Origin of the sequence: Bradyrhizobium sp., assembly GCF_022844465.1 — a bacterium.
Taxonomy (GTDB): domain Bacteria; phylum Pseudomonadota; class Alphaproteobacteria; order Rhizobiales; family Xanthobacteraceae; genus Bradyrhizobium.
The window spans coordinates 1-25,210 of record NZ_JALHLP010000018.1 but is presented as its reverse complement, the minus strand read 5'-3'; the positions used below and the strand labels follow the sequence as shown (position 1 = coordinate 25,210).

General features: G+C 62.7%; 29 protein-coding genes. 13 read left to right on the top strand and 16 right to left on the bottom strand.

Annotated elements, in window-relative coordinates; genetic code table 11:
* The first annotated feature begins 162 nt into the window (after window positions 1-162).
* Both Q0D31_RS20560 and Q0D31_RS20555 read left to right on the top strand, forming a co-directional pair.
* Window positions 163-459: a hypothetical protein gene (locus Q0D31_RS20560; RefSeq protein ID WP_291855259.1), complete on the top strand. Its 297-nt coding sequence runs from the start codon at window positions 163-165 to the stop codon at window positions 457-459.
* A 260-nt stretch (window positions 460-719) separates the two neighbouring features.
* Complete coding sequence (locus Q0D31_RS20555) at window positions 720-1,268, top strand: GNAT family N-acetyltransferase (protein ID WP_291855256.1); 549 nt, start codon at window positions 720-722, stop codon at window positions 1,266-1,268.
* Between the two features lie 226 nt (window positions 1,269-1,494).
* On the opposite strand, the gene Q0D31_RS20550 is transcribed toward Q0D31_RS20555, so the two are convergent.
* The gene (locus Q0D31_RS20550) at window positions 1,495-2,001 is read right to left on the bottom strand and encodes a hypothetical protein (RefSeq protein ID WP_291855253.1); all 507 of its coding nucleotides are present in this window, start codon (window positions 1,999-2,001) and stop codon (window positions 1,495-1,497) included.
* 219 nt (window positions 2,002-2,220) lie between these two features.
* Window positions 2,221-3,201, bottom strand: a complete 981-nt coding sequence (locus Q0D31_RS20545) for a GlxA family transcriptional regulator (RefSeq protein WP_291855249.1) — start codon at window positions 3,199-3,201, stop codon at window positions 2,221-2,223.
* A gap of 99 nt (window positions 3,202-3,300) precedes the next feature.
* On the opposite strand from Q0D31_RS20545, the gene Q0D31_RS20540 reads away from it, so the two are divergent.
* On the top strand, window positions 3,301-3,999 hold the full coding sequence (locus Q0D31_RS20540) for a DJ-1/PfpI family protein (protein ID WP_291855246.1): 699 nt from the start codon (window positions 3,301-3,303) through the stop codon (window positions 3,997-3,999).
* A gap of 331 nt (window positions 4,000-4,330) precedes the next feature.
* Here Q0D31_RS20540 and Q0D31_RS20535 read toward each other — a convergent pair whose 3' ends face one another.
* A complete protein-coding gene (locus Q0D31_RS20535; protein ID WP_291855242.1) occupies window positions 4,331-4,741 on the bottom strand; it encodes an NADH:ubiquinone oxidoreductase subunit NDUFA12 in 411 nt (136 codons plus the stop codon).
* 406 nt (window positions 4,742-5,147) lie between these two features.
* Here Q0D31_RS20535 and Q0D31_RS20530 point away from each other — a divergent pair, with 406 nt between their 5' ends.
* Entirely contained in the window at window positions 5,148-5,660 is a 513-nt protein-coding gene (locus Q0D31_RS20530; RefSeq protein ID WP_366518538.1) for a BA14K family protein, read from the top strand.
* A 65-nt stretch (window positions 5,661-5,725) separates the two neighbouring features.
* Here Q0D31_RS20530 and Q0D31_RS20525 read toward each other — a convergent pair whose 3' ends face one another.
* A complete protein-coding gene (locus Q0D31_RS20525; protein ID WP_291855236.1) occupies window positions 5,726-6,631 on the bottom strand; it encodes a DMT family transporter in 906 nt (301 codons plus the stop codon).
* A 580-nt stretch (window positions 6,632-7,211) separates the two neighbouring features.
* Window positions 7,212-7,454, bottom strand: coding sequence for a hypothetical protein (locus Q0D31_RS20520; RefSeq protein WP_291855233.1), 243 nt, complete (start codon window positions 7,452-7,454; stop codon window positions 7,212-7,214).
* Window positions 7,455-7,545: 91 nt separating this feature from the next.
* Between Q0D31_RS20520 and Q0D31_RS20515 the strand changes: the two genes are divergently transcribed.
* The gene (locus tag Q0D31_RS20515) at window positions 7,546-8,403 is read left to right on the top strand and encodes an SDR family oxidoreductase (RefSeq protein WP_291855381.1); all 858 of its coding nucleotides are present in this window, start codon (window positions 7,546-7,548) and stop codon (window positions 8,401-8,403) included.
* Between the two features lie 58 nt (window positions 8,404-8,461).
* Here Q0D31_RS20515 and Q0D31_RS20510 read toward each other — a convergent pair whose 3' ends face one another.
* The 5 genes from Q0D31_RS20510 to Q0D31_RS20490 are packed head-to-tail and all read right to left on the bottom strand — an operon-like array spanning window position 8,462 to window position 10,747.
* Window positions 8,462-8,965, bottom strand: coding sequence for a ferritin-like domain-containing protein (locus tag Q0D31_RS20510; RefSeq protein ID WP_291855230.1), 504 nt, complete (start codon window positions 8,963-8,965; stop codon window positions 8,462-8,464).
* 57 nt (window positions 8,966-9,022) lie between these two features.
* Entirely contained in the window at window positions 9,023-9,343 is a 321-nt protein-coding gene (locus Q0D31_RS20505; protein ID WP_291855227.1) for a hypothetical protein, read from the bottom strand.
* A complete protein-coding gene (locus Q0D31_RS20500) occupies window positions 9,340-9,978 on the bottom strand; it encodes an isochorismatase family cysteine hydrolase (protein WP_291855224.1) in 639 nt (212 codons plus the stop codon). The genes Q0D31_RS20505 and Q0D31_RS20500 overlap by 4 nt, the downstream gene beginning before the upstream one ends.
* A gap of 46 nt (window positions 9,979-10,024) precedes the next feature.
* Window positions 10,025-10,519 carry a YetF domain-containing protein gene (locus tag Q0D31_RS20495; protein ID WP_291855221.1) on the bottom strand — a complete coding sequence of 165 codons (495 nt, stop codon included), beginning with the start codon at window positions 10,517-10,519 and terminating at the stop codon, window positions 10,025-10,027.
* Window positions 10,520-10,552: 33 nt separating this feature from the next.
* The gene (locus Q0D31_RS20490) at window positions 10,553-10,747 is read right to left on the bottom strand and encodes a hypothetical protein (RefSeq protein ID WP_291855218.1); all 195 of its coding nucleotides are present in this window, start codon (window positions 10,745-10,747) and stop codon (window positions 10,553-10,555) included.
* Between the two features lie 134 nt (window positions 10,748-10,881).
* On the opposite strand from Q0D31_RS20490, the gene Q0D31_RS20485 reads away from it, so the two are divergent.
* Window positions 10,882-11,397 carry a DUF892 family protein gene (locus Q0D31_RS20485; protein ID WP_291855215.1) on the top strand — a complete coding sequence of 172 codons (516 nt, stop codon included), beginning with the start codon at window positions 10,882-10,884 and terminating at the stop codon, window positions 11,395-11,397.
* A gap of 72 nt (window positions 11,398-11,469) precedes the next feature.
* Here Q0D31_RS20485 and Q0D31_RS20480 read toward each other — a convergent pair whose 3' ends face one another.
* Genes Q0D31_RS20480 through Q0D31_RS20470 form a run of 3 tightly spaced genes read right to left on the bottom strand, consistent with a single transcriptional unit; the run spans window position 11,470 to window position 12,749 of the window.
* Window positions 11,470-11,613 (bottom strand): hypothetical protein, encoded by a 144-nt coding sequence (locus Q0D31_RS20480; protein WP_291855213.1) that lies wholly within the window; start codon window positions 11,611-11,613, stop codon window positions 11,470-11,472.
* A 21-nt stretch (window positions 11,614-11,634) separates the two neighbouring features.
* Window positions 11,635-11,793 (bottom strand): hypothetical protein, encoded by a 159-nt coding sequence (locus Q0D31_RS20475; protein ID WP_291855210.1) that lies wholly within the window; start codon window positions 11,791-11,793, stop codon window positions 11,635-11,637.
* 59 nt (window positions 11,794-11,852) lie between these two features.
* Entirely contained in the window at window positions 11,853-12,749 is an 897-nt protein-coding gene (locus tag Q0D31_RS20470; RefSeq protein WP_291855207.1) for a DMT family transporter, read from the bottom strand.
* A gap of 720 nt (window positions 12,750-13,469) precedes the next feature.
* On the opposite strand from Q0D31_RS20470, the gene Q0D31_RS20465 reads away from it, so the two are divergent.
* The 5 genes from Q0D31_RS20465 to Q0D31_RS20445 all read left to right on the top strand — a co-directional run bounded on the left by Q0D31_RS20465 (window position 13,470) and on the right by Q0D31_RS20445 (window position 21,250).
* Window positions 13,470-17,222: a vitamin B12-dependent ribonucleotide reductase gene (locus Q0D31_RS20465; protein WP_291855203.1), complete on the top strand. Its 3,753-nt coding sequence runs from the start codon at window positions 13,470-13,472 to the stop codon at window positions 17,220-17,222.
* A gap of 111 nt (window positions 17,223-17,333) precedes the next feature.
* Window positions 17,334-18,617 (top strand): nucleotidyltransferase, encoded by a 1,284-nt coding sequence (locus tag Q0D31_RS20460; RefSeq protein WP_291855200.1) that lies wholly within the window; start codon window positions 17,334-17,336, stop codon window positions 18,615-18,617.
* Window positions 18,595-19,323 (top strand): hypothetical protein, encoded by a 729-nt coding sequence (locus Q0D31_RS20455; protein WP_291855197.1) that lies wholly within the window; start codon window positions 18,595-18,597, stop codon window positions 19,321-19,323. The genes Q0D31_RS20460 and Q0D31_RS20455 overlap by 23 nt, the downstream gene beginning before the upstream one ends.
* Window positions 19,209-20,123 (top strand): patatin-like phospholipase family protein, encoded by a 915-nt coding sequence (locus tag Q0D31_RS20450; protein ID WP_291855379.1) that lies wholly within the window; start codon window positions 19,209-19,211, stop codon window positions 20,121-20,123. Before Q0D31_RS20455 ends, Q0D31_RS20450 begins: the two co-directional genes overlap by 115 nt.
* A gap of 143 nt (window positions 20,124-20,266) precedes the next feature.
* Complete coding sequence (locus tag Q0D31_RS20445) at window positions 20,267-21,250, top strand: ATP-dependent Clp protease proteolytic subunit (RefSeq protein ID WP_291855195.1); 984 nt, start codon at window positions 20,267-20,269, stop codon at window positions 21,248-21,250.
* A 91-nt stretch (window positions 21,251-21,341) separates the two neighbouring features.
* Here the strand turns inward: Q0D31_RS20445 and Q0D31_RS20440 are convergent, their stop codons facing one another.
* The 3 genes from Q0D31_RS20440 to Q0D31_RS20430 all read right to left on the bottom strand — a co-directional run bounded on the left by Q0D31_RS20440 (window position 21,342) and on the right by Q0D31_RS20430 (window position 23,590).
* The gene (locus Q0D31_RS20440) at window positions 21,342-22,091 is read right to left on the bottom strand and encodes a hypothetical protein (protein ID WP_291855192.1); all 750 of its coding nucleotides are present in this window, start codon (window positions 22,089-22,091) and stop codon (window positions 21,342-21,344) included.
* A 775-nt stretch (window positions 22,092-22,866) separates the two neighbouring features.
* A complete protein-coding gene (locus tag Q0D31_RS20435; RefSeq protein ID WP_291855189.1) occupies window positions 22,867-23,145 on the bottom strand; it encodes a DUF2312 domain-containing protein in 279 nt (92 codons plus the stop codon).
* Between the two features lie 265 nt (window positions 23,146-23,410).
* Window positions 23,411-23,590 carry a hypothetical protein gene (locus Q0D31_RS20430; protein ID WP_291855186.1) on the bottom strand — a complete coding sequence of 60 codons (180 nt, stop codon included), beginning with the start codon at window positions 23,588-23,590 and terminating at the stop codon, window positions 23,411-23,413.
* A 367-nt stretch (window positions 23,591-23,957) separates the two neighbouring features.
* Between Q0D31_RS20430 and Q0D31_RS20425 the strand changes: the two genes are divergently transcribed.
* Both Q0D31_RS20425 and Q0D31_RS20420 read left to right on the top strand, forming a co-directional pair.
* Window positions 23,958-24,191 carry a hypothetical protein gene (locus tag Q0D31_RS20425; RefSeq protein ID WP_291855184.1) on the top strand — a complete coding sequence of 78 codons (234 nt, stop codon included), beginning with the start codon at window positions 23,958-23,960 and terminating at the stop codon, window positions 24,189-24,191.
* A 215-nt stretch (window positions 24,192-24,406) separates the two neighbouring features.
* A partial coding sequence (locus Q0D31_RS20420) for a hypothetical protein (RefSeq protein WP_291855181.1) occupies window positions 24,407-25,210 on the top strand: 804 nt, incomplete at its 3' end.

Sequence of the window (25,210 nt, the reverse complement as noted above, 5' to 3'; positions counted from 1 at the left end):
AGGTGGATGAAACCTTTGTAATCCCGCGCAGTTTCGCCCGCGATCGTGACAGCGCGCACAGTCGTTCGGCTCTCTCTTGAACCATTCTTGCGGGACGTCGCCGCTTGACTGCCGACATGGTGTCGTCGCCATCGGCGACAGCAACGCAAAGGAGAAATCGTCATGAAGACCATCGTTCTTGCTTCGCTGGCGCTCGCCATTACGTGCGGAACCAGTTTCGCCGGCACGCCCCTGATCAACGCGCGCCAGAACGTCCAGGCGCACCGCATCTTCCACGGTGTGCAATCGGGCCGCCTCACCTTCAATGAAACCCAGAAGCTGGTGCAGGGCCAGATCCGGGTGCAGAACCTCGAAAACCAGGCCAAGGCCGACGGCGTCGTGACGCCGTTCGAGCGCGCGCGCATCCACACCGCGCAGTCGGTGCAGAGCGCCCGCATCTTCATCAAGAAGCACAACTGATCGCCCGGGTGTCCAACTTCGCATCAGGCGGTGACGGCCGGCCCCGCCGGCCGTCATCCGTCGATCGGACATCCCGACCGCTACGCCAAAGCTCGATGGCTTTTTCAGGCGACTCTGATGCAAATCCGAACCATGGCGAGTTCGCCTGAAACCATTCTTCAGCCCTGGCCAGAATGAGGCGTTGTCCGAGGCTATGGACGGAGCAATCGCAGCGATCTAAAATTGCTCGGTATTCGCGACTTCCTTCAGCAGAACTCCGAATGCTGATCCGCCCCTTCGAACCGTCTGACACGTTACAGATCGTTGACCTGAGCATGAGGGCTTGGGGGCCCGTGTTCGAGAAACTGCGGCCTGCGGTCCCGTCATACGTCTATCAAGCCTCCTATCCAAAGGGGTGGGACGTTCGACAAAAGGCTGATATCGAAAAGTTCTTGGCAGCCGAGAGTGACAACGTCTTTGTTGCGGCGGCCCCCGGCAAAGTCGCGGGATTTGTCGGCATCCGCATCCACCCCGAAGACCAGATGGGCGAGGTTTACATTTTGGCAGTCGATCCTGCGCATCAACGGTACCGCCACAGCGCTGATCGAATTTGCCCTGAACAAGATGCGCGAAGCCGGACTTGCAATGGCGATGGTCGAGACCGGAGACGATCCAGGGCACGCACCGTCGAGGAGAACGTACAGCAGCGCCGGTTTCGAGCGTTGGCCGGTAGCGCGGTACTTTCGCAGGCTTTGAGCATGAAGCTGCAAAGGCCGTTGCAGGTATCATTTTCGACAGAGCTCAGCTTCGACAGAACTCAGCCTGGCTAGACTCCGCGATGTCAGCCCTGCCACGGAATGCGATTGGACACCGGTTCGCGCGATTGGGTCGAGCGATCATTCGAACAAACTATCCCCTCGGATTTTGATCCGGGGGTATGCACAAATAAAACTTCGTCAAAACAAGAAATTGGAATTCAGCTCTAACGTGAACCTTAGGCACGGCGAGCTCGCCGCCAATGGTATCAGGAGAAACTGTTCGCCTCTTGCTGGAGTCCTACGTCTCCAGCCTGAGCTTCTTCGTTTTCACCTTGGGGCTGTTTTCGATGCTCGCCATATTGGCGGGAATAGAAATCCGATCCCTGAGGTCGGTGCAGATCTTGCGGACCTCTACCGTCATTTGCGAACAGTTTTCGATCTGGAGGAATACTCGCTTGGCCTCTTCGCGGTAGCGTTCGGCGGTTTCCTTCAGTTCTTCGGTGACGGCGAGCGCATCACGGGTCATCGCCTCGCATTGCCTGACATGCGAAACCAATTCGACGCCGAGGGCCTCGATGTCCTTGGCCGCAGCTTCGTATTCGCGAACCACGGCTTCAGCCGACAGCTTGCCGATCTCGGTGGCTCCGTCACGGTGTTCGACGTAGTCAGGCATAGCCAAGGTCGGCGCCCTCGCCATGGGCGGTGCGAAATCGATGGCGCGCGACTCGTGAGGCCGGTTTCTGACCTCGGCCTGAATTTCGCGCTCCATATCAGTCAGTACCCGTCCGATTGTCGATTGCACCATACTCATACTCCTAGTTCAGAATATCGGGGAAAACTCCCGATGCTGGGTTGTCGCTGGGTTGTCATCCGCCTTGAGACGCCGCACAACTAAACTTATTCGTTAAGCTTTATTTCCCGACTGTGGTTCTATTCCGGAACCGCAGATATTGCACATTGTGGCTGAATGTGACGGTATTATGTTATTCTCCTGTCTAAACGTCCCTGAGGCTGTCCGGGAACCTTAATCTGGCGGGACGACCGAAGTTCCATTCTCGCCAAAAATTGGGGGCCGGCGCGCCCCTCGGCGCAGCGATTGCGGAGGTTGACCGAAGGCACGGATGAACGCGCGGCGCATTCGTTCCGGATCGCGAAATCCCGTGGTTTCGGCAATAGTCTCGATCGCCTCGCTTGACGACTGCACGCGCTGTCGGGCCACTTCGATCCGAAGGCGCTCTATCGCCTTCGACGGCGTCGTGCTGGTTTCGGCCACGAAGGCCCGGCTAAAGTGCCTTGAACTCATGCCGGCGCGCTCGGCGAGATCTTCCACCGTCAGCCGCGCGTCCAGATTCTCCCGCGCCCAGGCCAGCAGCGGGCCGAACCGCCCGTTCGGCGCCTTCAATTCCAGCAAGGACGAAAACTGCGATTGGCCGCCGCTGCGCCGGTGGTACAGCACAAGCTGCTTGGCCGTTCGTTGCGCGATCTCTTCGCCGTAATCCTCGGCGATCATCGCCAGCGAAAGATCGATGCCGGCGGAGATGCCGGCTGACGTCCAGATGTCCCCATCGCGCACGAAGATTTGATCGGGTTCGAGCCTTACCCGCGGATAGGTCTGGCGAAAATGCCGCGTGCGCTGCCAGTGCGTGGTGGCGCGGCGGCCATCGAGCAGGCCGGCCGACGCGAGGACATACGCCCCCGAACAGACGCTGGCGATCCTGATTCCACGCCTCGCATGGGCGCGCACGAAGCCTAACGTCTTCTCGCAGGCAGCGGCGTGCCGAACCCCCTCCCCGCCGGTGATGATGAGGGTCGTGAGGGTGCCGGAGGGCTTCAACCCACGCGCCACCATCTCGACGCCCGAGGATGAGCGAACCGCTCCCGGCGTTACCGCCACCACCCTGATTGCCGGCGCGCCATCGGCGAAGCGGGCCGCGATTTCGAACGCCGAGATCGGTCCGGCAGCATCGAGCAACTGAAAATCCGGAAATATCAGGACCCCGATCATGTCGCCGCCCCATGTCCGAAAAAGAGGTAAAAATGCCATTTCGGACACGAGCGCACCATGACACGATCGGCCTCGTCAAGTCCCCTTTCCGGAGCTCGCATGTCAGTGCAAGATTCGGCCGCCCTTCAGATCGGCCTCGTGCTCTTTCCCCGCGTCACCCAGCTCGATTTCACCGGACCGCTGCAGGTGTTCTCCAGCGTGCCCGGCGTCCAGATTCACCTGATCTGGAAACGCATCGAACCCGTCGCGTCGGACTCGGTGATGACGATCACGCCGACCACCACTTTTGCGGATTGCCCGCAGCTCGACGTCATCTGCGTGCCCGGCGGGTTCGGCACCGACGACATGATCAATGACGAGGAAATGCTGGCGTTCCTGCGCAGGCAGGCCGAGGGCGCCAGATACATCACCTCGGTCTGCACCGGTTCGCTGGTGCTGGGTGCGGCCGGCCTCCTGAAAGGCTATCACGCGGCCACGCATTGGACGGCCATGGACTTTCTCGCCGCTTTCGGCGCGATCCCGACCCGAACCCGCGTCTGCGTCGACCGCAACCGCATCACCGGTGGCGGCGTCACGGCGGGTATCGATTTCGCGCTGACGCTGGTGTCGCTGCTGGTCGATCGGCGGACCGCGGAACTCATTCAGCTTCGGCTCGAATACAATCCGGCGCCGCCGTTCAACGCCGGCTCACCCGACACCGCGCCGCCGGAAGTGCTGGCCTCGATGAAGGAGCGGATCGCGCCGGCGCAAGTCCGCCGCACCGAAATGATCGGCCGCGCCGCCGCCAGGCTGGCGTAGCGGCAAAGAAAAAGGCCGCCCAGTTTCCCGGACGGCCTTTCCTGTCTCACGGTAGCCACACATAGACGGGCGATTTCAGAAGCTCTGCACCGGGGGCCTATCTCCCGGCCGTGTCCTGATCGGTAGCCGCTGCTCGTCGGGGCAGTCGCGAACTGGAGCCCGACACCGACGCGATGGTCTCCCATCTCCGTAAGATGTCCCATTGAGCCGCGAGATCGCGCCGCCGGCAAGTCCGCGGCGACGGTTGTACCCGCTGATCCCGCTATTCACAGGTGATCGCGCTGATCGCGACAATGCGATTTTGCGCTACCGCGCGTACCTCTTGCCTGTCTCAGCTGCCGGGCGTCCAAGGTTGGTAATCGCCGGTCGCCGCCGGTCGCCGGCCGCTGGCGAGCGTCGAACCCGACGGGCGATAGGCCGACGGTGTCCCGGTCATGTTCGGAACGTGCGGCTTTTCCCATTCACGCGGCGTGTAGCTTTCTTCGGTCGGCGCGACATCGACGGTGTGATGCAGCCAGCCGTGCCATGACGGCGGAACCTTCGTCGCTTCGGCATAGCCATTATAGACCACCCAGCGCCGCTCGAAGCCGAGTGTCGGATCGATCTTGCGGCCCTTGGTCCGGTAGTAGGTATTGCCCTGCTCGTCCTGACCGACCAGTTCGCCGAAGCGCCAGGTCCACAATTGGGTGCCGAAGGTCTGGCCGTTCCACCATGTGAAAAACTTCAGCAGAAACAGCTTCATCAGGATTCGGCCGGATTGAGAACAGGTGCAGCTTGATGCCACCCGTTGATCTGATTGTCCAGACAGACGCGGCCTATGTAGCCCTTGCAAGGCGCGTCGGTCCGCGCGGCACAGCTGAATCGCCCTTCGGGAACCGACGCTTATTCCTCTGATCGCATGCGACTGCCCGATCACCGAGGATCGCGGACGGGGGCCTCGCCAGCGGAACAGACGGGCGAGACAAGGGTTAACGCGGACATTCCCGTAGATGGAGCCAAAGATGATCAATCTTAGAGTTTTGAGTACTGTGGCAGCAATGTCGCTGATGCTGCCCTTTGCCGCACCGAACGCTGGCTGGGCGCAGGCCCCCGGCGCCCCCGCCGCCATGGGCGGCGGCGGAGTGAGTGCTGGCGCTGGAGGCGGCGGAATGAGCCCCGGTGGCGGTGCCATGATTGGCGGCGGCGGCGGTATGCGCGGCGGTGCCATGTCGTCCGGCGCTGCGTCCGCAGGCGTCGCGCCGGGGGCTCCAGCCGCCATTGGTGGCGCACCCGCCACAGGCTTCCGTGGCGGATCGGCGGTAGCCGGCGGTATCCAGGGCGGCGGTGGTCAGTATGGCGGCGGCATCCATCAGGGCGGTCGCTACCATCACGGCGGTGGCTACCATCATGGTGGTCGTTTCCATCGTCACCATGGCGGCAGCGGCTTCGTCGCAGGCGCGCTGTTCGGCAGCACGCTCGCCTCCTCGAACTACGGCTATTACGGCAGCCCCTATTACTACGATGACGGCTACTATGATGGCGGCGTCGTTGCGGTCGGACCGTCAACCGTCGATGATGATTCCGTTGCGTATTGCACCCAGCGGTATCGTTCCTACGATCCGCGTTCCGGCACCTATCTCGGGTACGATGGACGACGGCACCCTTGTCCGTCATGGCAATAAAGCCATGATGCAGGAAGGCGGCGCATTCCGGTGCGCCGCCTTTTTCTGTGGACTTGCTCCTGCCGCTACGAGCGCAGCGCCATCGCCACCCCGCCGAGCGTGAACGCCAGCGCGACAAGTTCGCGCAAGCCCAGCGGTTCGTTCAGCATCGCCGCCGCCGCCAGCACTCCGATCACGGGAACCAGCAGCGTGCCGATAGACGCCGTCGCGGCCGGCAGGCGCTCCAGCGCCGCAAACCAGCAGACGTAACAAAGGCAGAACTGGATCACTGTCATATACGCGAGCGACGCCCAGCCGATGGACGAGAGCGCCGCCATTTGCGGCTGCTCGACGGCGAGCCCGACGGCGGCGATCGGCAGGCACCCGAGCCCGATCTGCCAGGCGGCCAACGACAATGGCGGCATCGACAGCGGAAAATGCTTGGTCAAGACGGTGCCGAGCGCGACGCACAGCGCGCCCGCCAGCGCGCACGCTATTCCCGGCAGCTTTTCGACGCTGGCCTCGAAGCCATTGCCGCCGACCAGCACGGCTATGCCGGCAAGCGAAACTGTCAGCGCGACGGCGCGAACCGGAGACAGCCGCTCACCGAGGATGGGCCAGGCCAGGAATGCGACCCAGACCGGAATCGAGATTCCCAGAACTGCGGCCTCGCTGGCGCTGAGCCACAGCAGTGCAAGCCCCATGAACGCGACCCACCCGCCGATGGTCAGCATCGAGACCAGCAACAACCGCATCCACATCGGGCGCGGCACGCCGAGATTCTGCTGCCGCGCGAGCGCGTACAAGGCCAGCGCCGCCGCGCCGACAATGCCGCACAGGCCGCGCGCGGACAATGGCGGCCATTCGCTCAGCAAATGCTTCATGATCGGAAAGTTCAGGCCCCACCCGAGCGAAGTCACCGCAAGCAGGGTGAGCCCGAGCGGCGACAGCCGGGCAGCGGCGGCGCGCCTGGCGTTGGTGGATGATGGCATGGCGAGTTTGAATCCGGGATCCGGGGAATACTGGAGTTGCTTGTTGTGGTTCTACCAGATGGCGGAAGCGATCCCGCAGGCTTGGTCATCCCATGTACCGGTGATCTGTCTCCATGGCGACCCCGGCGCGCTGCGAATGATCCAGGAGCTGCCACGCGAGGAACGATTGAGAGCATCGCAAGTTGCCCCTTGCAACTGACAGGGCATGGTCATGACGTCGTTACCTAAATTCCTTCTCATAGCGGTTCTGCTGGGGCCAGCCACAGCTTACGGCCAGGCTGGCGGCGGATCGTCAGGTGGCTCCAGCGGGTCTTCTTCCGGAGGGGCGGCCAGCGGCCCCACCGCCGGCAGCCCCAGTGCTGCAGGCACACCAAATGCCGGATCCACCGGCGCAGGTTCGGCGGCCGTGAGTGGCGTCCCCAGTGGTCCCGCCAATCAGGGTGGCATCAACAACTCGGTGAACGATCCGAGCGGTGCCGGCAACGCCGGCAAAGTACCCACGTCGCCTGGAACCAACACCTTGGGCACGGCTAACGCTACGGGATCGCAATCAGGCACGAGCGGAAACGCAGCCAGCGGCTCAACACGTCAGCAAACGACGGGATCTGCTGTAAATCGCACCGGCGGTCAGAGCGGCGGCCGAATTGATGGCACCATGACCAGGGGTCCGGCGATCGCAGGAGACGAAGAAATCCGGAAGCAGGATCGAATCGTCGAACAGAAGATCAAGAGCATTTGCAGGGGATGCTGAGGATTTCGTGGTGCCCTGTTGGGCGCTATCTACTCCCGACAACATCCCGCGGCCGGAGGTCCGGCCGGTCATGGTCGTTGCTCCGCGTCGTGCGTGCGCTTTCACCGGGAAACTATCTTGAACAAGAATGTTGCTGCAATCGTGAGGAACAGAGTTAAAGGTGATGTCGCAATATCCCCGTCCCCCGTTTCCTGCTCAGACCCAGCCAATGCCGGGCAAGACCACGGCGATGGATCCGCTGCCCGACCATGGAGAAACTTCCTACAAGGGCAGCGGCCGCCTCAACGGCAAGAAGGCCGTTATCACCGGCGGTGACAGTGGCATCGGACGGGCTGTGGCCATCGCTTACGCCCGGGAAGGAGCGGATGTCCTGCTCTCCTATCTCGATGAGCATGATGACGCCCGGGAAACCGAGCGACTGGTGACGGAGGCCGGAAGAAAAGCCGTGCTGGTCCCCGGCGACATTCAGACACCCTCGCAATGCCGGGCGATCATTGACAAAGCCGTGTCGGATTTGGGCGGGATCGATATCCTCGTCAACAACGCCGCGCATCAAGCCAGCTTCAAGACGATCGACGATATCAGCGACGAGGAGTGGGAGTTGACGTTCAAGGTCAACATCCACGCCATGTTCTACCTGACCAAGGCGGCGGTAGGCCAGATGAAGCCCGGCAGCTGCATCATCAACACGGCATCGATCAATTCGGATATGCCAAACCCAACACTGTTGGCGTATGCGACGACGAAGGGTGCGATCCACAATTTCACGGCGGGACTGGCGCAACTACTCGCCGAAAGGGGTATTCGCGCCAATGCGGTTGCTCCGGGCCCGATATGGACGCCGCTGATCCCATCCACCCTGCCTGAAGAGTCGGTGGCAAATTTCGGCAAGCAGGTTCCGATGCATCGTCCCGGTCAGCCTGTCGAGTTGGCCACGGCCTACGTCATGCTGGCCGATCCGCTTTCGAGTTATGTATCCGGCGCCACTATTGCGGTCACCGGCGGAAGACCGTTCCTGTAACCCATAAGAAAAGGCCGCCCGCGGAACGCGGGCGGCCTGCATTCGCTTCCTTCATTACTCAGGCGGCGCGCTGATTGACCTGGCGTAGCGCCATGTTGGTCAGCTTGGTGTCGGTCGCCTTTTCCTCGTCGAGGTTCTGCTGCAGTACCGACGCGCAGTCGGTACGGCCGAGCATCTTTGCCCACGCGACGAGCGTGCCATAACGCGCAATCTCGTAATGCTCGACCGCCTGCGCTGCGGCGATCAGCGCGGCGTCGAGGACGCTCTTGTCGTCGACTTCGCCGGCAACTTCGCTCGCTTCCTCCAGGATGCCGTCGATGGCCGGGCAATCGACGCCTCTGGCCTCAACGCCGTGCATCTTGAAGACTTGTTCAAGCCGCGCGATCTGGTTCTTGGTCTCCGCCAGATGGGTTTCAAAGCCGCTCTTGAGGGAGGGGTCGGAAGCCTTGGCGACCATGTCGGGAAGGTTCTTTGCGATCTGCTGCTCGGCATAGTAGATGTCCCGCAGCGAGTGGACGAAGAGGTCGTCAAGCGTTTTGATATCTTTCGTGAAGAAGCCCATGTTGTCCTCCGTGGGTTGTCACGGCGATTCAACACGTCGCAATCAGGCTTGTTCCTGTCATAAACGCTTGATCTCGTGGGCGCGTATCACGACTTCCTGTTGCGACAATTCGCGCTCAAACCGCGCGCGCAGGGCCTTCCAGAACTCCGGCTCCAGTCGGTCCACCATGACCTCGATGACCGCAATGTTATCCCGCTGGGTTTCGCCGCCGCTGTGCCACAGGCCCTCACCCGGGGTCCGCACGAAGCTCGTGGCTCCGCCGAACTTCGCCGTCAGCTCTGCCAGCAGTTGCTCGAACCATTCCCGCTCGATGAGTGTTCCGTCTCCGGCGGCGGTCGGCAGCAATATTTCGACCAGGAAGTGCGGTCCGGCGGTCATGACCACGCGCCGACCCGCGCGCGAGCCTGCCAGCTTTCCAGCAGCGTTTCCGTCGAGACGGTTTCGACCTGTTGCCCAAACCGGTTGGTATAGAGCGCCATGGTCGCATCATGCGTCTCATCGGCCGAACTGCACAGGGCATCGGTCACAAGGATGGCGCGGAATCCCCAGTCGATCGCGCCGAACATCGTGGCCAGCACGCATACGTCGGTCTCACCGCCGGTGATGATGACGGTATCGATCCCGCCGCCGCGGAGCTGCCGGTGCAGATCGGTGCCGGTCCATGGCGAATAGACATGCTTGTCGAACACGCGCGCGGGAGGGACAAACCGGCCGAGATCCGGCACGAGATCGACCTTTGCGGGCCCCAGCTGGTCGATCGTCATGGAACTCCACCGCTCGTAATAGCGACGCCACATTCCCTCGCCTTCTCCGGGTCGTTGCGCCGGAATGAAGCGCGTAAAAACAGTCCGCTCGGGGTGCGCAGCCGTGATGGCGACGATATTCGGCAGCACTCGCGCCAACCACGGCACCTTCCATTCGGTGGCTTCGGCAAACATCCTCTGCATATCCACGCACAGATGTATCGCGCTATCGCCGGGCGCGCCGTGGCGCAATTCATCGCTCTTTGACATGGCCGTTCATCTACAAAAGCCAGTTAGACCCGCCCCGGCGGCTTCGTCACTTGTTGCGTTTGAGAACGCTAAGCCGCCCATCGCCTTCCAGCGTGGCCAGCTTGACGTCCTCGTAACCCTCGACCTGCTGCTGACGCAGCTGCGATCTCAATTCGTCTTCGGTGATCATCTCCTTGCGCAGGTTCTGCAGATCAAGGCGGCCATCGCGAATGAGCGCAAGGCTCGGCGGGGTCACATAGGGCCGTGCCGCGGGAAACCGCCAGGCGACCCAGTCGAGCACGTAATCCCAGGCGACGATGGTCGCCACCAGCGCGAGGCCCTCGGTGACCGAGCCATATTCCTTGCCAAGGCCGTTCTGCGCCGCGTCGGCGATCAGGACGATGACCAGCAGGTCCGCCGGCCCGAACTGGCCCGCCTGGCGTCGCCCCATCAGCCGCAGGATCACGAACAAACCCAGATACATCAGGCTGCCGCGAACCACGATCTCCGCGAGCCCGATGGCCGGCACGAAAACCGAATTCCAGTCGATCGTCAGGTCCATCGGTGTCTCCCGGAAAGCGGCCGGCTTCCATCCTCAGGCTGGTTTCGCCGGATGCGCCGTGCGCGGATGGCGGCTGTGCAGCAGGCGGGCGAGGTCTTCGCGCTCGGCATCGCGCCCCTTCATTGCCGACTCGAACAGCGCTTCCTGGATATCGCGGGGCATGTCCCCCCAAACGTCCATCACCGCGCGGCCCAGCAGGCTGGCGAAGCGTTCCTGTTCGACTGGCATCTTGAGCCTCCCGTTTGCAGCCATCGGAAAGTGAACACGATCCGGCCTGTAGCGTTCCCGCACCGACACCAGTCATGGGAACTTAAGCCAGCCGTCATGGTTGAGGGGTTCTAACCCCCGAGAGGATCAAACTCATGGCCAAGAAGCCCAAATTTCTGGAAGAGCTTTTCCACGACACGCTCAAGGACATCTATTACGCCGAGAACAAGATTCTGAAGACCCTGCCGAAGATGGCCAAGGCCGCGCAGTCCAAGGAGCTGAAGGCAGCGTTCGCCAAGCACGAGCGCGAAACCCGCGGCCAGATCAAGCGCCTCGACAATGTCTTCAAGATCATCGGCAAACCCGCGCGCGGCAAGACCTGCGCCGCCATCAACGGCATCACCGACGAGGGCGCGGAGATCATGAAGGATTACAAGGGAATGCCCGCCCTCGACGCCGGCCTGCTGGCGGCGGCGCAGGCCGTCGAGCATTACGAGATTGCGCGTTACGGCACCTTGCGCACCTGGGCCGAAGAGCTCGGCCTGCGCGACGCCGCGAGGCTTCTGAGCGAGACGCTCAAGGAAGAAGAGATGACCGACAAGGCGTTGACCGTGCTGGCCAAGGATGCGGTCAATCTGGAAGCCGAAGAGGAAATGCAGGCCGCCGCCTGAGGATTTGAATCCAAAGGCGCGCGCCCGTTCGGCGCGCGCCTTTTTTATTTCATTTCGTCCAGAAATCGGCGCTCAAGCGTCATCCCGTCGATAGCGCTCCTTTACGATCTCGTCGCCGGCCCGCACCGCCGCGCGGTTGCGGGTGCGGAATTGCAGGACGCCGTAGATCAGCGCGGCCAGCAGCACGGCTGCACCTAGAAAGTAGATAATCTCCATGGATGCCATCCGCTTGAGTGGTTAGTGCGTCTTGGTCTCCTGCCATTGGTCCGGGTCGGACTTCCTGGTGCCGGAGCGCTGCTCCTTTTCCGGATTGCCTTTCCAGGGCTCGTCGGTCTGCGCGCTCGAGCCCCAGTCGGTTTTCTGCCTGGGATCGTCTTTCGGGGTTTCTTTGCTCATGGTACCTCCGATGAAATAATTCGCCGGGCCCTGCGCCGGTTCCGTTTTTCGAAGGCGATTTACGAGCGCGTCGCCAGCACCACGCCGGCCAGCGTCAACGCCAGCGCCACGATCTGGATCGCCCCGAGCGGCTCGCCGAGTGCTGCGGCGGACGCCACCACGCCGATCACGGGCACCGCCATGGTGCCGATTGCGGCCACCGAGGCCGGCAGCCGCGCCAGTGCCGCGAACCAGGCGACATAGGCGACGCAGAACTGGATCACGGTCGAATAGACCACGAGCCACCAGCCGAGCGACGTCACTTGCGCCAGGTCGGTGGTCTCGAGCAACAGGCCGACAACCGCAACCGGCAGGCAGCCGAGCCCGATCTGCCAGGCCGCCGCCGGGAGCGGCGGCAGCGCCAGCGGCAGCTTCTTGGCCAGCACGGTGCCGAGCGCAAATCCGATCGCGCCAAGCAGCGCCAGCGCCATGCCCGGCAGCTTGGCCGCGGTCGCGGAAAAACCGCTGCCGCCCATGATGACGGCGAGCCCCGCCAGCGCCATCACCAGCGCCAGCGTGCGCAGCAGCGTCGGCCGTTCGCCCAGCACCGGCCAGGCCAGCAGCGAGGCCCATACCGGCATGGTGTAGGCGATCAGCGCGGCCTCGCTGGCCGGCAGCCACAGCAGCGCCAGCCCCATCAGCACCATCCAGCCGGTGACGTTGAGCAGCGCCGCCAGCATCAGCCGCGGCCACAGCGAGCGCGTCACCTTCAGGCGCTGCGATCCCGCCAGCGCCAGCGCCGCCAGCAAGAGCGCGCCGATCACCCCTGTGGTGCCGCGCAGGGTCAGCGGCGGCAGCTCGCTCAGGAGGTATTTCGTCACCGGCCAGTTCAATCCCCAGCCGACCGAGGTGACGGCGAGGAACATCAGCCCGGCGGGCGCGATCCGCGGCGACGCGGTCGGTTTTGATTCTGTCATGCAGCCGGGAATCCCTTAGGAATCGCCCCTCACCTTGCCGGGTATCGGGGCTACCGGCCACGGGGCTGCGGGCATGTCAGCCCCTCCCCGGCGCCCCCGGCCGTGAGTCGCACCAGTGCAACCCCTTAGGAGTGAATAAATACCTGCCCTGTGAACAGCGGGCGAAGGCTCCCCGACACCCCCGGCGAACAATTTTTTCCCTTGGGAATCCCTGAGGACTCACCGATAGTTGGGCGTGTCGGGGGCACGGGACCGCCCCTGTTTTCCCATAGTTTCCACCACATTTAGTATTTGATTCAGGAACTCGTACTAGTTCTTGACGGGCGCAACCGGATTGTCCTAGCTTTCCTCCTGTTCGGCGCGCGTGTGTTTTGGGTCCCGCCGGTCGCTCCCAGATGGGTACCAGAGGCGCACGCCGTCAGCCGGTCGAGGCAGCGGTGGTGGGCTCGTCTGCCCAAAATCCGGGGGCGTTTGCGCGTAAAAAAACGAGCCGAAACCGGCTCAGGTGACATCAGTTGGGGCGTTAATTGGGGCGACGGTCGCGCGGGGTGCGTAACCTCCTTGCGCGGACGGAGAAACAGGGCCGGGTCACCGGTTGAACTGGCGAACCCTGGGAGGCCGCGGTTGTTTCAACCTCGGCCGCATCAGGGATCGCTCAAGAAATAGCATTCGGCTACCGCGAAAGATGCGGGGCCGGTCAAGAACACTGGGGCACGACCTATGCGAATCGAACGGCGCAACACCACTTCCGGCCAGTCACCCTATGCAGGGATTGATTTCAGATTGACGACATCGGAGATCCGCAATCCCGATGGTTCGATCGTGTTCCGGCTCGAGAATGTCGAGGTGCCGCAGTTCTGGTCGCAGGTCGCCTCCGACGTGCTGGCGCAGAAGTATTTTCGCAAAGCGGGCGTCGCCGCACGGCTGAAGAAGGTCGAGGAAGAGACCGTGCCGTCCTGGCTGTGGCGCTCGGTGCCGGACACCGAGGCGCTGGCCGCCCTGCCCGAGAACGAGCGCTTCGTCAGCGAGCTCTCCGCCAAGCAGGTGTTCGACCGCCTCGCCGGCTGCTGGACCTATTGGGGCTGGAAGGGCAAGTACTTCTCCACCGAGGAAGACGCGCAGGCGTTCTTCGACGAACTGCGCTTCATGCTGGCCAAGCAGATGGTCGCGCCGAACTCGCCGCAATGGTTCAACACCGGCCTGCACTGGGCCTACGGCGTCGACGGCCCCGGCCAGGGCCATTATTACGTCGATCCCTTCACCGGCAAGCTGACCCGCTCGAAATCCGCCTACGAGCATCCGCAGCCGCACGCCTGCTTCATCCAGGGCGTCAATGACGACCTCGTCAACGAGGGCGGCATCATGGACCTGTGGGTGCGCGAGGCCCGGCTGTTCAAATACGGCTCCGGCACCGGCTCCAACTTCTCGCGGCTGCGCGGCGAAGGCGAAAAGCTTTCCGGCGGCGGCCGCTCCTCGGGCCTGATGAGCTTCCTCAAGATCGGCGACCGCGCCGCCGGCGCCATCAAGAGCGGCGGCACCACCCGCCGCGCCGCCAAGATGGTGGTGGTCGACGCCGACCACCCCGACATCGAGACCTATATCGACTGGAAGGTGAAGGAGGAGCAGAAGGTCGCCGCCCTCGTCACCGGCTCCAGGATCAACCAGAAGCACCTCAAGGCGGTGCTGAAGGCCTGCGTCAACTGCGAAGGCTCCGGCGACGACTGTTTCGATCCCGAAAAGAACCCGGCGCTGCGCCGCGAGATCAAGCTGGCGCGCCGCGCGCTCGTCTCCGACAACGTCATCAAGCGGGTGATCCAGTTCGCCAAGCAGGGCTACAAGGAGATCGACTTCCCGACCTACGACACCGACTGGGATTCGGAGGCCTATCTGACCGTCTCCGGCCAGAACTCCAACAACTCGGTCTCGCTGAAGGACGATTTCCTGCGCGCGGTAGAGACGAATGGTGACTGGAATCTGATCGGCCGCACCAGCAGGAAAGTGACAAAAACGCTGAAGGCGCGCGACCTCTGGGAGAAGATCGGCCACGCCGCCTGGGCCTCGGCCGATCCCGGCCTGCACTTCAACACCACCATGAACGACTGGCACACCTGCAAGGCCTCCGGCGACATCCGCGCCTCGAATCCGTGCTCGGAATACATGTTCCTGGACGACACCGCCTGCAATCTCGCCTCCGCCAATCTGATCACGTTCTACACCCCCTCCCCCGCGGGCGGAGGAGCGTTGGGACGCTTCGACGTCGAATCCTACGAGCATCTGTGCCGGCTCTGGACCGTGGTGCTGGAGATCTCGGTCATGATGGCGCAGTTCCCCTCCAAGGCGATCGCCGAACTCTCCTACGAGTTCCGCACGCTCGGCCTCGGCTTTGCCAATATCGGCGGCCTCCTGATGACCATGGGGCTGCCTTACGACTCCAAGGAAGGCCGCGCGCTGTGCGGCGCGCTCACCGCCATCATGACCGGCGTCGCCTATGCGACCTCGGCCGAAATGGCGAAGGAGCTCGGCCCCTTCCCCGGCTACAAGAAGAACGCCGCGCACATGCTGCGCGTGATCCGCAACCACCGCCGCGCCGCCCATGGCGAATCCCGCGGCTACGAGGCGCTGGCGGTGAGCCCGGTGCCGCTCGACCACGCCGCCTGCCCGCAAGGAGACCTCGTCACCCGCGCCAAAGTGGCCTGGGACCAGGCGCTGGAGCTCGGTGAACTCAGCGGCTACCGCAACGCGCAGACCACAGTGGTGGCGCCGACCGGCACCATCGGCCTCGTGATGGATTGCGACACCACGGGCATCGAGCCTGATTTCGCGCTGGTGAAGTTCAAGAAGCTCGCCGGCGGCGGCTACTGGAAGATCATCAACCAGGCGGTGCCGGCCGCACTGCGCGCGCTCGGCTACAGCGAGGCTGACATCGCCGAGATCGAGGCCTACGCCGTCGGCCACGGCTCGCTCTCCAATTCGCCCGGGATCAACGTCTCCACGCTGAAGGCCAAGGGCTTCACCGACGAGGCGCTGGCCAAGGTGGAAAAGGCGCTGCCGACCGCCTTCGACATCAAGTTCGCCTTCAACAAGTGGACCTTTGGCGAGGACTTCCTGCGCGAGACGCTGAAGCTGGCGCCGGAGGCGATCGCCGCCCCCGGCTTCGACCTGCTCGCCGCGGTCGGATTCAGCAAGCGCGAGATCGAGGCCGCCAATGTCCACATCTGCGGCGCGATGACGGTGGAGGGCGCGCCGCACCTCAAGGCCGAGCACTATCCCGTGTTCGACTGCGCCAACCCCTGCGGCAAGATCGGCAAGCGCTACCTCTCGGTCGAGAGCCACATAAGGATGATGGCTGCGTCGCAGCCGTTCATCTCTGGCGCGATTTCCAAAACCATCAACATGCCGAACGACGCCACGGTGGAGGACTGCAAGTCAGCCTACATGCTGTCCTGGAAGCTGGCGCTGAAGGCCAACGCGCTCTACCGCGACGGCTCGAAGCTGAGCCAGCCCCTGAACTCGCAGCTGATCAGCGACGACGACGAGGAGGACGACGCGATCGAGGCGTTCTACGACAAGCCGATGGCCGCGCGCGCCGCCCAGGTCTCGGAGAAGATCGTCGAGAAGCTGGTCGAGCGCATCATCGTCATGCGCGAGCGCGAGAAGATGCCGGACCGCCGCAAGGGCTACACCCAGAAGGCGGTGGTCGGCGGGCACAAGGTGTACTTGCGAACCGGCGAATATGACGACGGCCGGCTCGGCGAGATCTTCATCGACATGCACAAGGAGGGCGCCGCACTGCGCTCCTTCATCAACAACTTCGCCATCGCGGTTTCGCTCGGCCTGCAATACGGCGTGCCGCTGGAGGAATATGTCGACGCCTTCACCTTCACCCGCTTCGAGCCGGCGGGCCCGGTGCAGGGCAACGACAGCATCAAGTACGCGACCTCGATCCTCGACTATGTGTTCCGCGAGCTTGCGGTCAGCTACATGTCGCGCTTCGACCTCGCCCATGTCGATCCCTCAGAGTCCAACTTCGACGCCATGGGCAAGGGCGTCGAGGAAGGCAAGCAGCCGGAGGGCAGCAACAAGTATCTCTCCAAGGGCCTGACCCGCTCGCGCACCGACAAGCTGGTGGTGATGCGTGGCGTCGACACCGACGCTCGCGGCGCCGGCAACGTCACCGCGATCGCCAGCCACGGCCCCAGCGCCCGCCTCGCCGACACGCTCGAAGGCGCGGTCGCGCTCAAGCAGGAAGCCCAGCACGACCTGTCGCCGACCGAAAAGCTGGAAGCGCTGCAATGGAGCAAATCCGGCGCGGCGCAACAGGCCATCGCCCCCTCAAAGGCCGAACGCCGCGCCGAAGCGAAGGCCAAGGGCTACGAAGGCGAGATGTGCGGCGAGTGCGGCAACTTCACGCTGGTGCGGAACGGGACCTGCATGAAGTGCGATACGTGTGGGAGCACGACGGGGTGTTCGTGAGTTAGCTAGCCCCATCGTTAAAAGAGTCTTCCGGCGGTCGGCGGCGACTGCCGGAAAGTGCTTCAAGGAACGAATCGTGAATTAAAGCTAAAGTTGTAGTGAGGGACGACCATGAACTACACGGATCGTTACCTACGCGAAACCGCCAGCTATAGCGCCCTCGACGTGATGCTGGCCGACGTCGCCGTGCGTATTCAGCTTAGTCCGACCGATTATCAACTGGCCGTCGATCACTACCACGCAATTCACGATTGGCTTGAGCGCGATGACAGTCCCCTGTTCGGGCTCGTCATCGACTTCTACGCGCAGGGAGGTTTCGCTATCGGCGCGACAGTCGCCCGCCACTCCACCGATGACGAGTTCGACATCGACGTTATGGCGCAACTAGCGTATCGCGCCGACGTCGATCCGGAATTCGTTCTGTCCACGTTGGACAACGCTATCCGTGCCGAGCGCGGTTCCCGCTACCACAACAAGGTCGACCGCAAGACCCGTTGCAGCACCGTCTACTACGACGGCATGCATCTCGATGTGACCCCCACCGTCCGGCTCATTGGTCGCAACGAAAAGACTGGTCTGATCTTCCATTCGAAGCCCGAGGATCCGCGGGAGCCGAAGCTGGCGCTGCACGCCAACCCCCATGGTTTCGCACAGTGGTTCATCCAGCAGACGCCCCCCGATCAGAATTTCGGAACGTTTTTCGAGAAACGCTCGCTAGACTACGATCGCGGCCGAATGGCGCTCCTGCAGAAGCGCGCCGACGCGCTCCCTGTCCCCGACCAATGCCCGGCCTACCGCAAATCGCGGGCCGTCATCGCACTGCAACTTATCAAGCGGTGGCGCAACCTGGCCTACGACAAGCGGCATGCCGGACGGCGCCTGCCGCCGTCTGTGCTCCTCGCGTTCTATGTCGCGCGGCATGCCAACAGCACGAACTCGCTATCCGAAGAGCTCAGCCATCAGGTCGGTGCCATGCTCGCCGTTCTGCAAACCGCTCAAAGCGTCGGTCGGAAGGTCTTCGAACGCAACCCGATGTGCCCCGAAGACGTACTCACGGACCGATGGCCAGCGGATCTTAACGATCAGCGCGTCTTCATCGAAGAGCTCAAAACCTTTGCCGCCAAGCTCGAGCGATTGCGAGGAGACATCGCGCTGCCTGAGACGCAGAAGATTCTGGAAGACCTGTTCGGCGAAAAGCCGGCGCGATCGGTCGTGAAGGAATATGTCGACCGGGCAGCGAAAGACGTCGGTGGCGCCGGCGGCCGCTACCTGCCCGGTAAGGCAGCGATCCCCGCAGCGGTTGTCGGCATGTCGGCCACGCCCAGCGGTGTGAGGTCGGCACCGTCGCACAAATTCTTCGGCGATCATCCTGATGACCTACCTAAGCGTCGATGAGCAGGACGCCGCCATCCGGCCGGTCTTCCCAGACTTCGAACTGACGGCAAAGGCTGACTGGATCGGTATTTGGGAAGGGCCGGTCAAGCCCGCCGGCAAAACCTATCGGATTCGCATTGTCTACTTCAGGCGAACGATTTTCGACGGCTGGATGCTCGAAAATCCGTACGTAACCGTCCACATCGTCGACCCGCCCATCGGCGCTGAGGCGCTGCGCGACGACAAGTTCCTGCCGCACATCTATTGGAACGATCGAAATCCTGCCTGGCCAGCCCTATGCCTTTGGGATCCGAAACAGATGTTCTGGACCCCGGAGCAATCGATCGCCTCGACGATCATTCCATGGACGTCGGAATGGCTGCTGTTCTTCGAGTATTGGCAGATCACCGGCGAATTCCGCGGTCCGGGCCGCCACCCGGATAGGAGACGCAACGCATGTCCGAAACCGCAAGAGAATTCAGACCCGGAGAGGCGCGTTCGACGGGAGCGATTGCGCAACGCCGAATTCCACAGGCTTGGCCGAAGGACCGGCGTTTTCGGATCCTATCGGTGGATGGCGGCGGCATCAAAGGATTATTCCCCGCCACCGTCCTGGCCGAGCTTGAGCGGCGCTATCTGGGCGGACGATCCATCGCCTCCTACTTCGATCTCGTCGTCGGCACTTCAACCGGAGGCATCCTGGCGCTCGGGCTCGGAGCCGGCCTAACTGCGGCGTCTCTTGCGGACCTTTATGCTCATCGCGGCGCGGATGTCTTTCCAAAACCGACAGAGTCGCCGGTTGGCCGCATGCGCAACTGGTGGCGAGCCAAGCGAAGCTTCCTTCATTATCACTACGAGCGAGCGGCATTAGAGAGTCTTCTTCTTGACGCGTTGGGAGCGAAGCTCTTAGGAGACTCAATTGTCCGTCTATGTATTCCAGCATTTGAAGGCAAACACAGCGAAGTCTTCGTTTTCAAAACACCACATCATCCCGACTACAAGATAGATCGCTTTGAACCGATGGTGAAGGTCGCTCTCGCGACTTCCGCTGCCCCGACCTATTTCCGCCCATTAGAACACCAAGGTTACACACTGGTGGACGGCGGTGTCTGGGCCAACAATCCCGTGATGCTCGCGGTCATTGAAGCGCTAGTGTGCTTTGATCTCGAACGCGATCAAATCGATGTTATGAGCCTAGGCTGCGGTGAAGATCCGTACATCGTCTCAGATGACCGACTAAATGCAGGTGGGAAATTAGCTTGGGCCGACGTGATTTTCGCAGCTATGCGCCTGCAATCTCTATCAGCCTCCAACCAAGCGCGACTTCTGCTCGGTCCACCAGCCGTTCGGCGTATTGATCCACCGGCAAATCCCAAGCCAATCCTTCTCGACGATTTCCGTAGGTCTCTGGACGAACTTGTTCCTGCAGCGCGATCGATCGTTGACAAACACGGCGATGAACTTGCGACTAGCTTTCTCACTACACGTGCGCCGAAGTACAGGCCTCAGCCACTATCGCCGACATAGGAAGTAGCGAAGCGGTATCTGAGAGTATCATGACACCGCTCGGATTTCGCTACGATCATCCAACTACCGTGTTCCTATTTGGGGGAAATCCCCTTGCATGCGCGCATGAGTTGCGGAAGAATCGCGCGAGGGGGTGATGCCTTATGAAGGCAACTTTATGCGCTCTGTGGCTGTCGCTTGGTTGCGGCCTTGTTCACCCGACTCTGGCAGCCGATTTCAAGAGCACTGCGGCGAAGGATGGTAGGGTCCTCGTTATACTGTCCGGCGAGATAATCGAGGGCGACAGCGACACGTTGAAAGCGGCGATCAAATCGGCAAACGATGTAGGCAAGCTCGTTGCAAATATTCGCCTGAATTCTGAAGGCGGGAGTCTTCTGGAAGGAATTAAGCTTGCGGATGCCGTGCGTTTTGCAAAAATCTCGACCAATGTGGGGAACAACGCGACTTGCGCGTCTGCATGCTTCCTAATCTTTGCGGCCGGTCAAACTAAGTTCGCAAATTATACCGCGCGAATTGGTGTGCACGGTGCTTCTGACAAAACAGGCTCTGAGACAGTTCAGTCGGGCGCTGCCACAGTTTCAATGGCACGCGTTGCAAAGGATTTAGGGGTTCCGCCCGCGATCATTGGACGAATGGTTGTGACGCCGCCCAGCGAGATGGTCTGGCTCAGTCCTCAAGACCTTCAGTCGATGGGTGTAACGATGGTGGGTAAGCCTGCCCAGATTCCGCAGATAGCAGCCGATCAACCTGTATCTCGTCAGACCTTGGACGAGCCCGTTCAACTTGTGCCTGGGGGAGCCCAAGCTTCCAGAACCGTGCCGACGTGGAACGAAGTTGTTGAAAAGGCTACGAGCCTTTCAGCTAGTCAAAACAATGGAAAGGCCAACTTTGCGCGATTTTGCGAGCCCGAACGTAAAACGTGTACGATCGCGGTTACGTTTACGCTCCGCAGCGGGAAGGACGGTTTTTTAAAGATCGTCGAAGACTTAAACGGAAAGATCATTCGACGGGAGACTTGCGAGTTTAACGAATTCAAAGACGTGAGAACGTGCCTGAATTGGGATAACGGCACAAGTCATCGAGATATGAAGAACACAAAGGGCGAATGGCACCAAGTAAGTGACTAGGCAATGAAAGTAAGCGTAGGGCGAATTACCCGAAGGCCTAATCCGCCATTCCAAGTGACCAAGCCGGTGGGTTACGCTTCGCTAGCCCACCCTACTCGCTAAGCGCACGAGACCTCTGTCTCATCGCCCCATTTTCGAAATACACAACCCCGTTTGGCGCCGGGCTGCTGACGAACTCAGCGACAAAGGCGCTCGCGATATCGTCCTGTTCAATCGTGCCAAAACGGCCGGGAACGAGGCGCCCCAACCAGGCCACATAGCGCGGCGTGTGAGCATTCCCTGAGATAATTCCGGGACGAAAAACCGCGAGGCGCTGGAAGCCTGTCCCTTGAACCATCTCTTCCTTCAGCCCCATGACGCGCACATAGCGAATCCTGCTTTTTGAGCTGCTTCCCACGGCCGAGAGCAGAGCAAACCGTGTGATGCCCCCCGCCCGACAACCGCGGGCAAAGCCGCCGACCACGCCAATTTCGAGGGCCTTTAATTCCTCCTCGCTCCACTTCATGCTGCCTTGACCGACGCCGACACAGGACGCTCCATGGACGAGACCGCCTTGCGCAACCATGCCCTGCGCAAGCTTGCTCACTTCTGCTGGAAACCCGGCAGCTGCCGTATCCAGGACCACCTGCCGCACGCTGGCGTCAGCGGTTGCCGGAATCGCCCTGCGATTGACCATCACGATTTCAGCGCAGGACGGCTCCGCCGCCAGTGCGCGCACCACCGCGGCTCCCACCTGCCCCGTACCGCCGATGATCAAGACACGAAACGCCATTTTCGCGGATCCTTGTTTTGCCAGAATGAGCGACTTCAGCGCCTTGCCGTCCTCGTTATCCGCCTTCATGAACTCCGCGAAGTCAGCTGAATCCAGATAGATCGAAGCCGCGCCTGCTCATGCACTCCTTGAACTCCGCCCGCCCGCCGTGACCCGCCTCCGCTGCCGGCTGCGTCGCTTCACGCGCAAGTCAAATCTCGCCGCGCCGCCTGCGACACAGTAACCCGACGGGCAAATCACCAAAACCCTGTCCAGTGCCCGCGTGAAAAAGATTCCCCCTTCCGTCGTCGGGCAAATCAGTGATTTAACTCCGCGCGTCTCACCCGATGAGAGGGGCGTGCGCACGTCACGAACGCGCGGTGGGATGCGGTGGACGCCGAGGTCAAAGAGACGATGTTGACCGGGGCGTACGGCGAAGGCGTGTGGTCCTGGCGTCGCGGTGCTGGCGCCAAGTTGGCGGGAGGTGTCCCGCCGATGACGGAGGCAAAACAGCCGTTCTCCGGGGAGATCACGTTATAAGCCGTAAAGCCACTGCGCAGGGAAGGCCGGGATGCTCCCGCTGGACCTGTATGCTCGTGTGCGCCTCTTCTACCACCATTGCACACGAGACCGCGGGTGCAGCGCGCACCCGGCCTTCCCTGCGCCCTCTCGTTTTTCCGAGGGCAAACGAAGATGCAAACCTCGGGCGCATCCGCGCCGCGAGATCGCGGAAGTGTGGACGATGATCGCCACCGCAACACCACGGAAGTCCAGGCAGATACCGCCGCGCTTGCGCCGGGCCAACCGTTGTTTCGCGAGAGCGGCGGTGGGTTACGCTGCGCTAACCCACCCTACTTTGCCCCGCTCACGCCGCCTTCGCGGCCTTCGCCGGCTTTTCCGGCGGCGCGGTTTCCATCGCGCGCATGTAGAGATCGAGCAGGCTTTCGCGCTCGTCGCGCTCGCCCTGGTCCTGCTTGCGCAGCTTGACGATCTCCTTGAGGATCTTGACGTCGAAGCCCTCGCCCTTGGCCTCCGCAAAAACCTCCTTCTTGCCCTCGTTCAGCCCCTGCAATTCGCTGTCGATGTTCTCGATCCGCTCGACGAACGAACGAATGCGGCCGCCCGGAATGGTGACGTCAGACATGGTGCCTCCCTGTTGAGTGAGGCCGTGAAAATGACCGCAACACCTCACCAATGCGTTAAGCGCGCGAGGCCGCGGCGCGGGAAAAATTTATTGCCGCGAACGCGCCGGAGATCGTCGCTTGAAATTGGATTCCGATGGGGATTTCGAGAAGTCGCAGGGCGCCGGTGCAATGCGGCGCATCAAGCGCACGCTCGCTCGCGAAAAAACGGTGGGTTACGCTGCGCTAACCCACCCTACTCGCCATTCGCCATTCGCTATTCGCCGCTCACGCCGTCTTCCGCTTCTCCAGCACCTGGCGGAAATCGGTCGCGAGGCCGCGGTAGTAGCCGGCCAGCACCTCGTAGAAGGTCTGCTGCGCCTTGGCGGAGGCCTGCCGGGCCTGATCCTCGCAGCGGGAAGCCCTGGTCTCGTACTTCTCCGCCTTGGTCTGAAGCTCGGCTTCCATCGTCAATACTCCACGCAACACGCACGACTTGCGATGCTATGCCGGCAGATGTCCAAATGATGGTCGCGCCGGGGCGATTTCGCAGCGTGCCGTCGGGCACGCGCTCGCCAACGGGCGATCCCAAGAAAGATCCCAAGAGAAAAGGCCGGCGGGCATGACGCCGCCGGCCTTCTCTTGCAACTGCCGGCTCGGGTCCGGTTCCGCTGCGATTCGATGACATCAAGTCTGGCTCCGCGGTGGTTAACAAAACACTAACGAGGCCGGTGTGAGATGGATCACGGATGGGCAGGCTCCGGTGCGGCTAGGCTTGTCCTCACCCTGCAGGCAGTTCGCAACCCGCGCCGCAGGGCATCGCAGGAGACCGGTCATGGCCAAGGTCTATTTCCACTGCTCCAGCTCACGGGAAGTCCGGATCGATCGGTCCGGCGTCGCGGTCAGCGACCTCGCCGAGGCCCGCGACTACGCCGCCTGCATCGTGCAGGCGCTGATCCGGCAACGCAACGCCGAGGACTGGCGCGACTGGGTCGTGCATGTCAGCGACGATCTCGACGAGGAGATCTTCGTCATGCCGTTCGCCTTCGTGCTCGGCAAGCCGCACTGAAGGCCTCGTGCCGCTGCCGCCGCGCCCGTCATGCGTCCGGTTCCCGCTGGGAACACCGGAACGCCGGCCGCAACCTCTCCATGTCAACGCCTTGGCGGTGCCTTGCTTTGGTCAAACCCGGCTGGCGGTGTCGATCGGGGGCCGGGGGTTATCGACGCAGCAGCTACGCTCGCCGCCCGAACCAGGGTGACATCGGGCCGAGCCAGGGAGCTTCCATGCAAGCCAGGCCAACGCCAGACCAGACCGATCCGCACGACATCTCCGCGATCGAAACGCTTCTCGCCGCGCATGCCGACAAGGCGCCGCCGCTGGTGCACGATCCCGTCGGCCCTGCCGCCCAAGCGCAGCCCCCGGCGCTGCCGCCCGAGGGGCGCGCCCCCGAGATCAAGGTGGACGCACCTTCGGCCGAAATCACGGCAGCGCCTCGCGCCGCCGATGTCCGCGGCATCGCCGATATCGATGTCGGCGGCATCAGGGTCGAGAAAACCGGGCCCGCCGACATCGCGCCGCTCGCCGAGCCGCCTTCTGCCAGATGGGTCAAACCGGTTGCCCTCGCTCTGCTCGGCCTGTGCGGCGCGATCGGCGCCGCCGCCTGGCAGCACTATGGCGACCACGCCAGGGCGATGGCCGCCGGCTGGGCGCCGCCCTTCGTGCTGGCGGCGTTGTCGTCCCCGGACAAGGCTTCGGACAAGCCCGCCGCCGGACAGGACGGCGCGCCCGCGCCCAAGGCCGCCATGACCGAGCAGCCCGCCACCCGGCCGGCGCAGCCCGAGCCCGCCGTGGCGGCCGCCGCTTCGGCGGAAGCCGCGCAGATGCAGTCGATGGCGCGCGATCTCGCCGCGATGGGCCAGCAGCTCGAGGCGCTGAAGGCCGCCATCGCGCAGCTCAAGGCAAGCCAGGACCAGACGGCGCGAGAGGTGGCCAAGGCTTCCGAAAACAGGGCGGCCGAAGCGCGCGCCGAAGCCAGGCCTACCGAGCCGCGGCCGAGGGTGACGGCGGCAACGCCGCCGCGGCCGGCC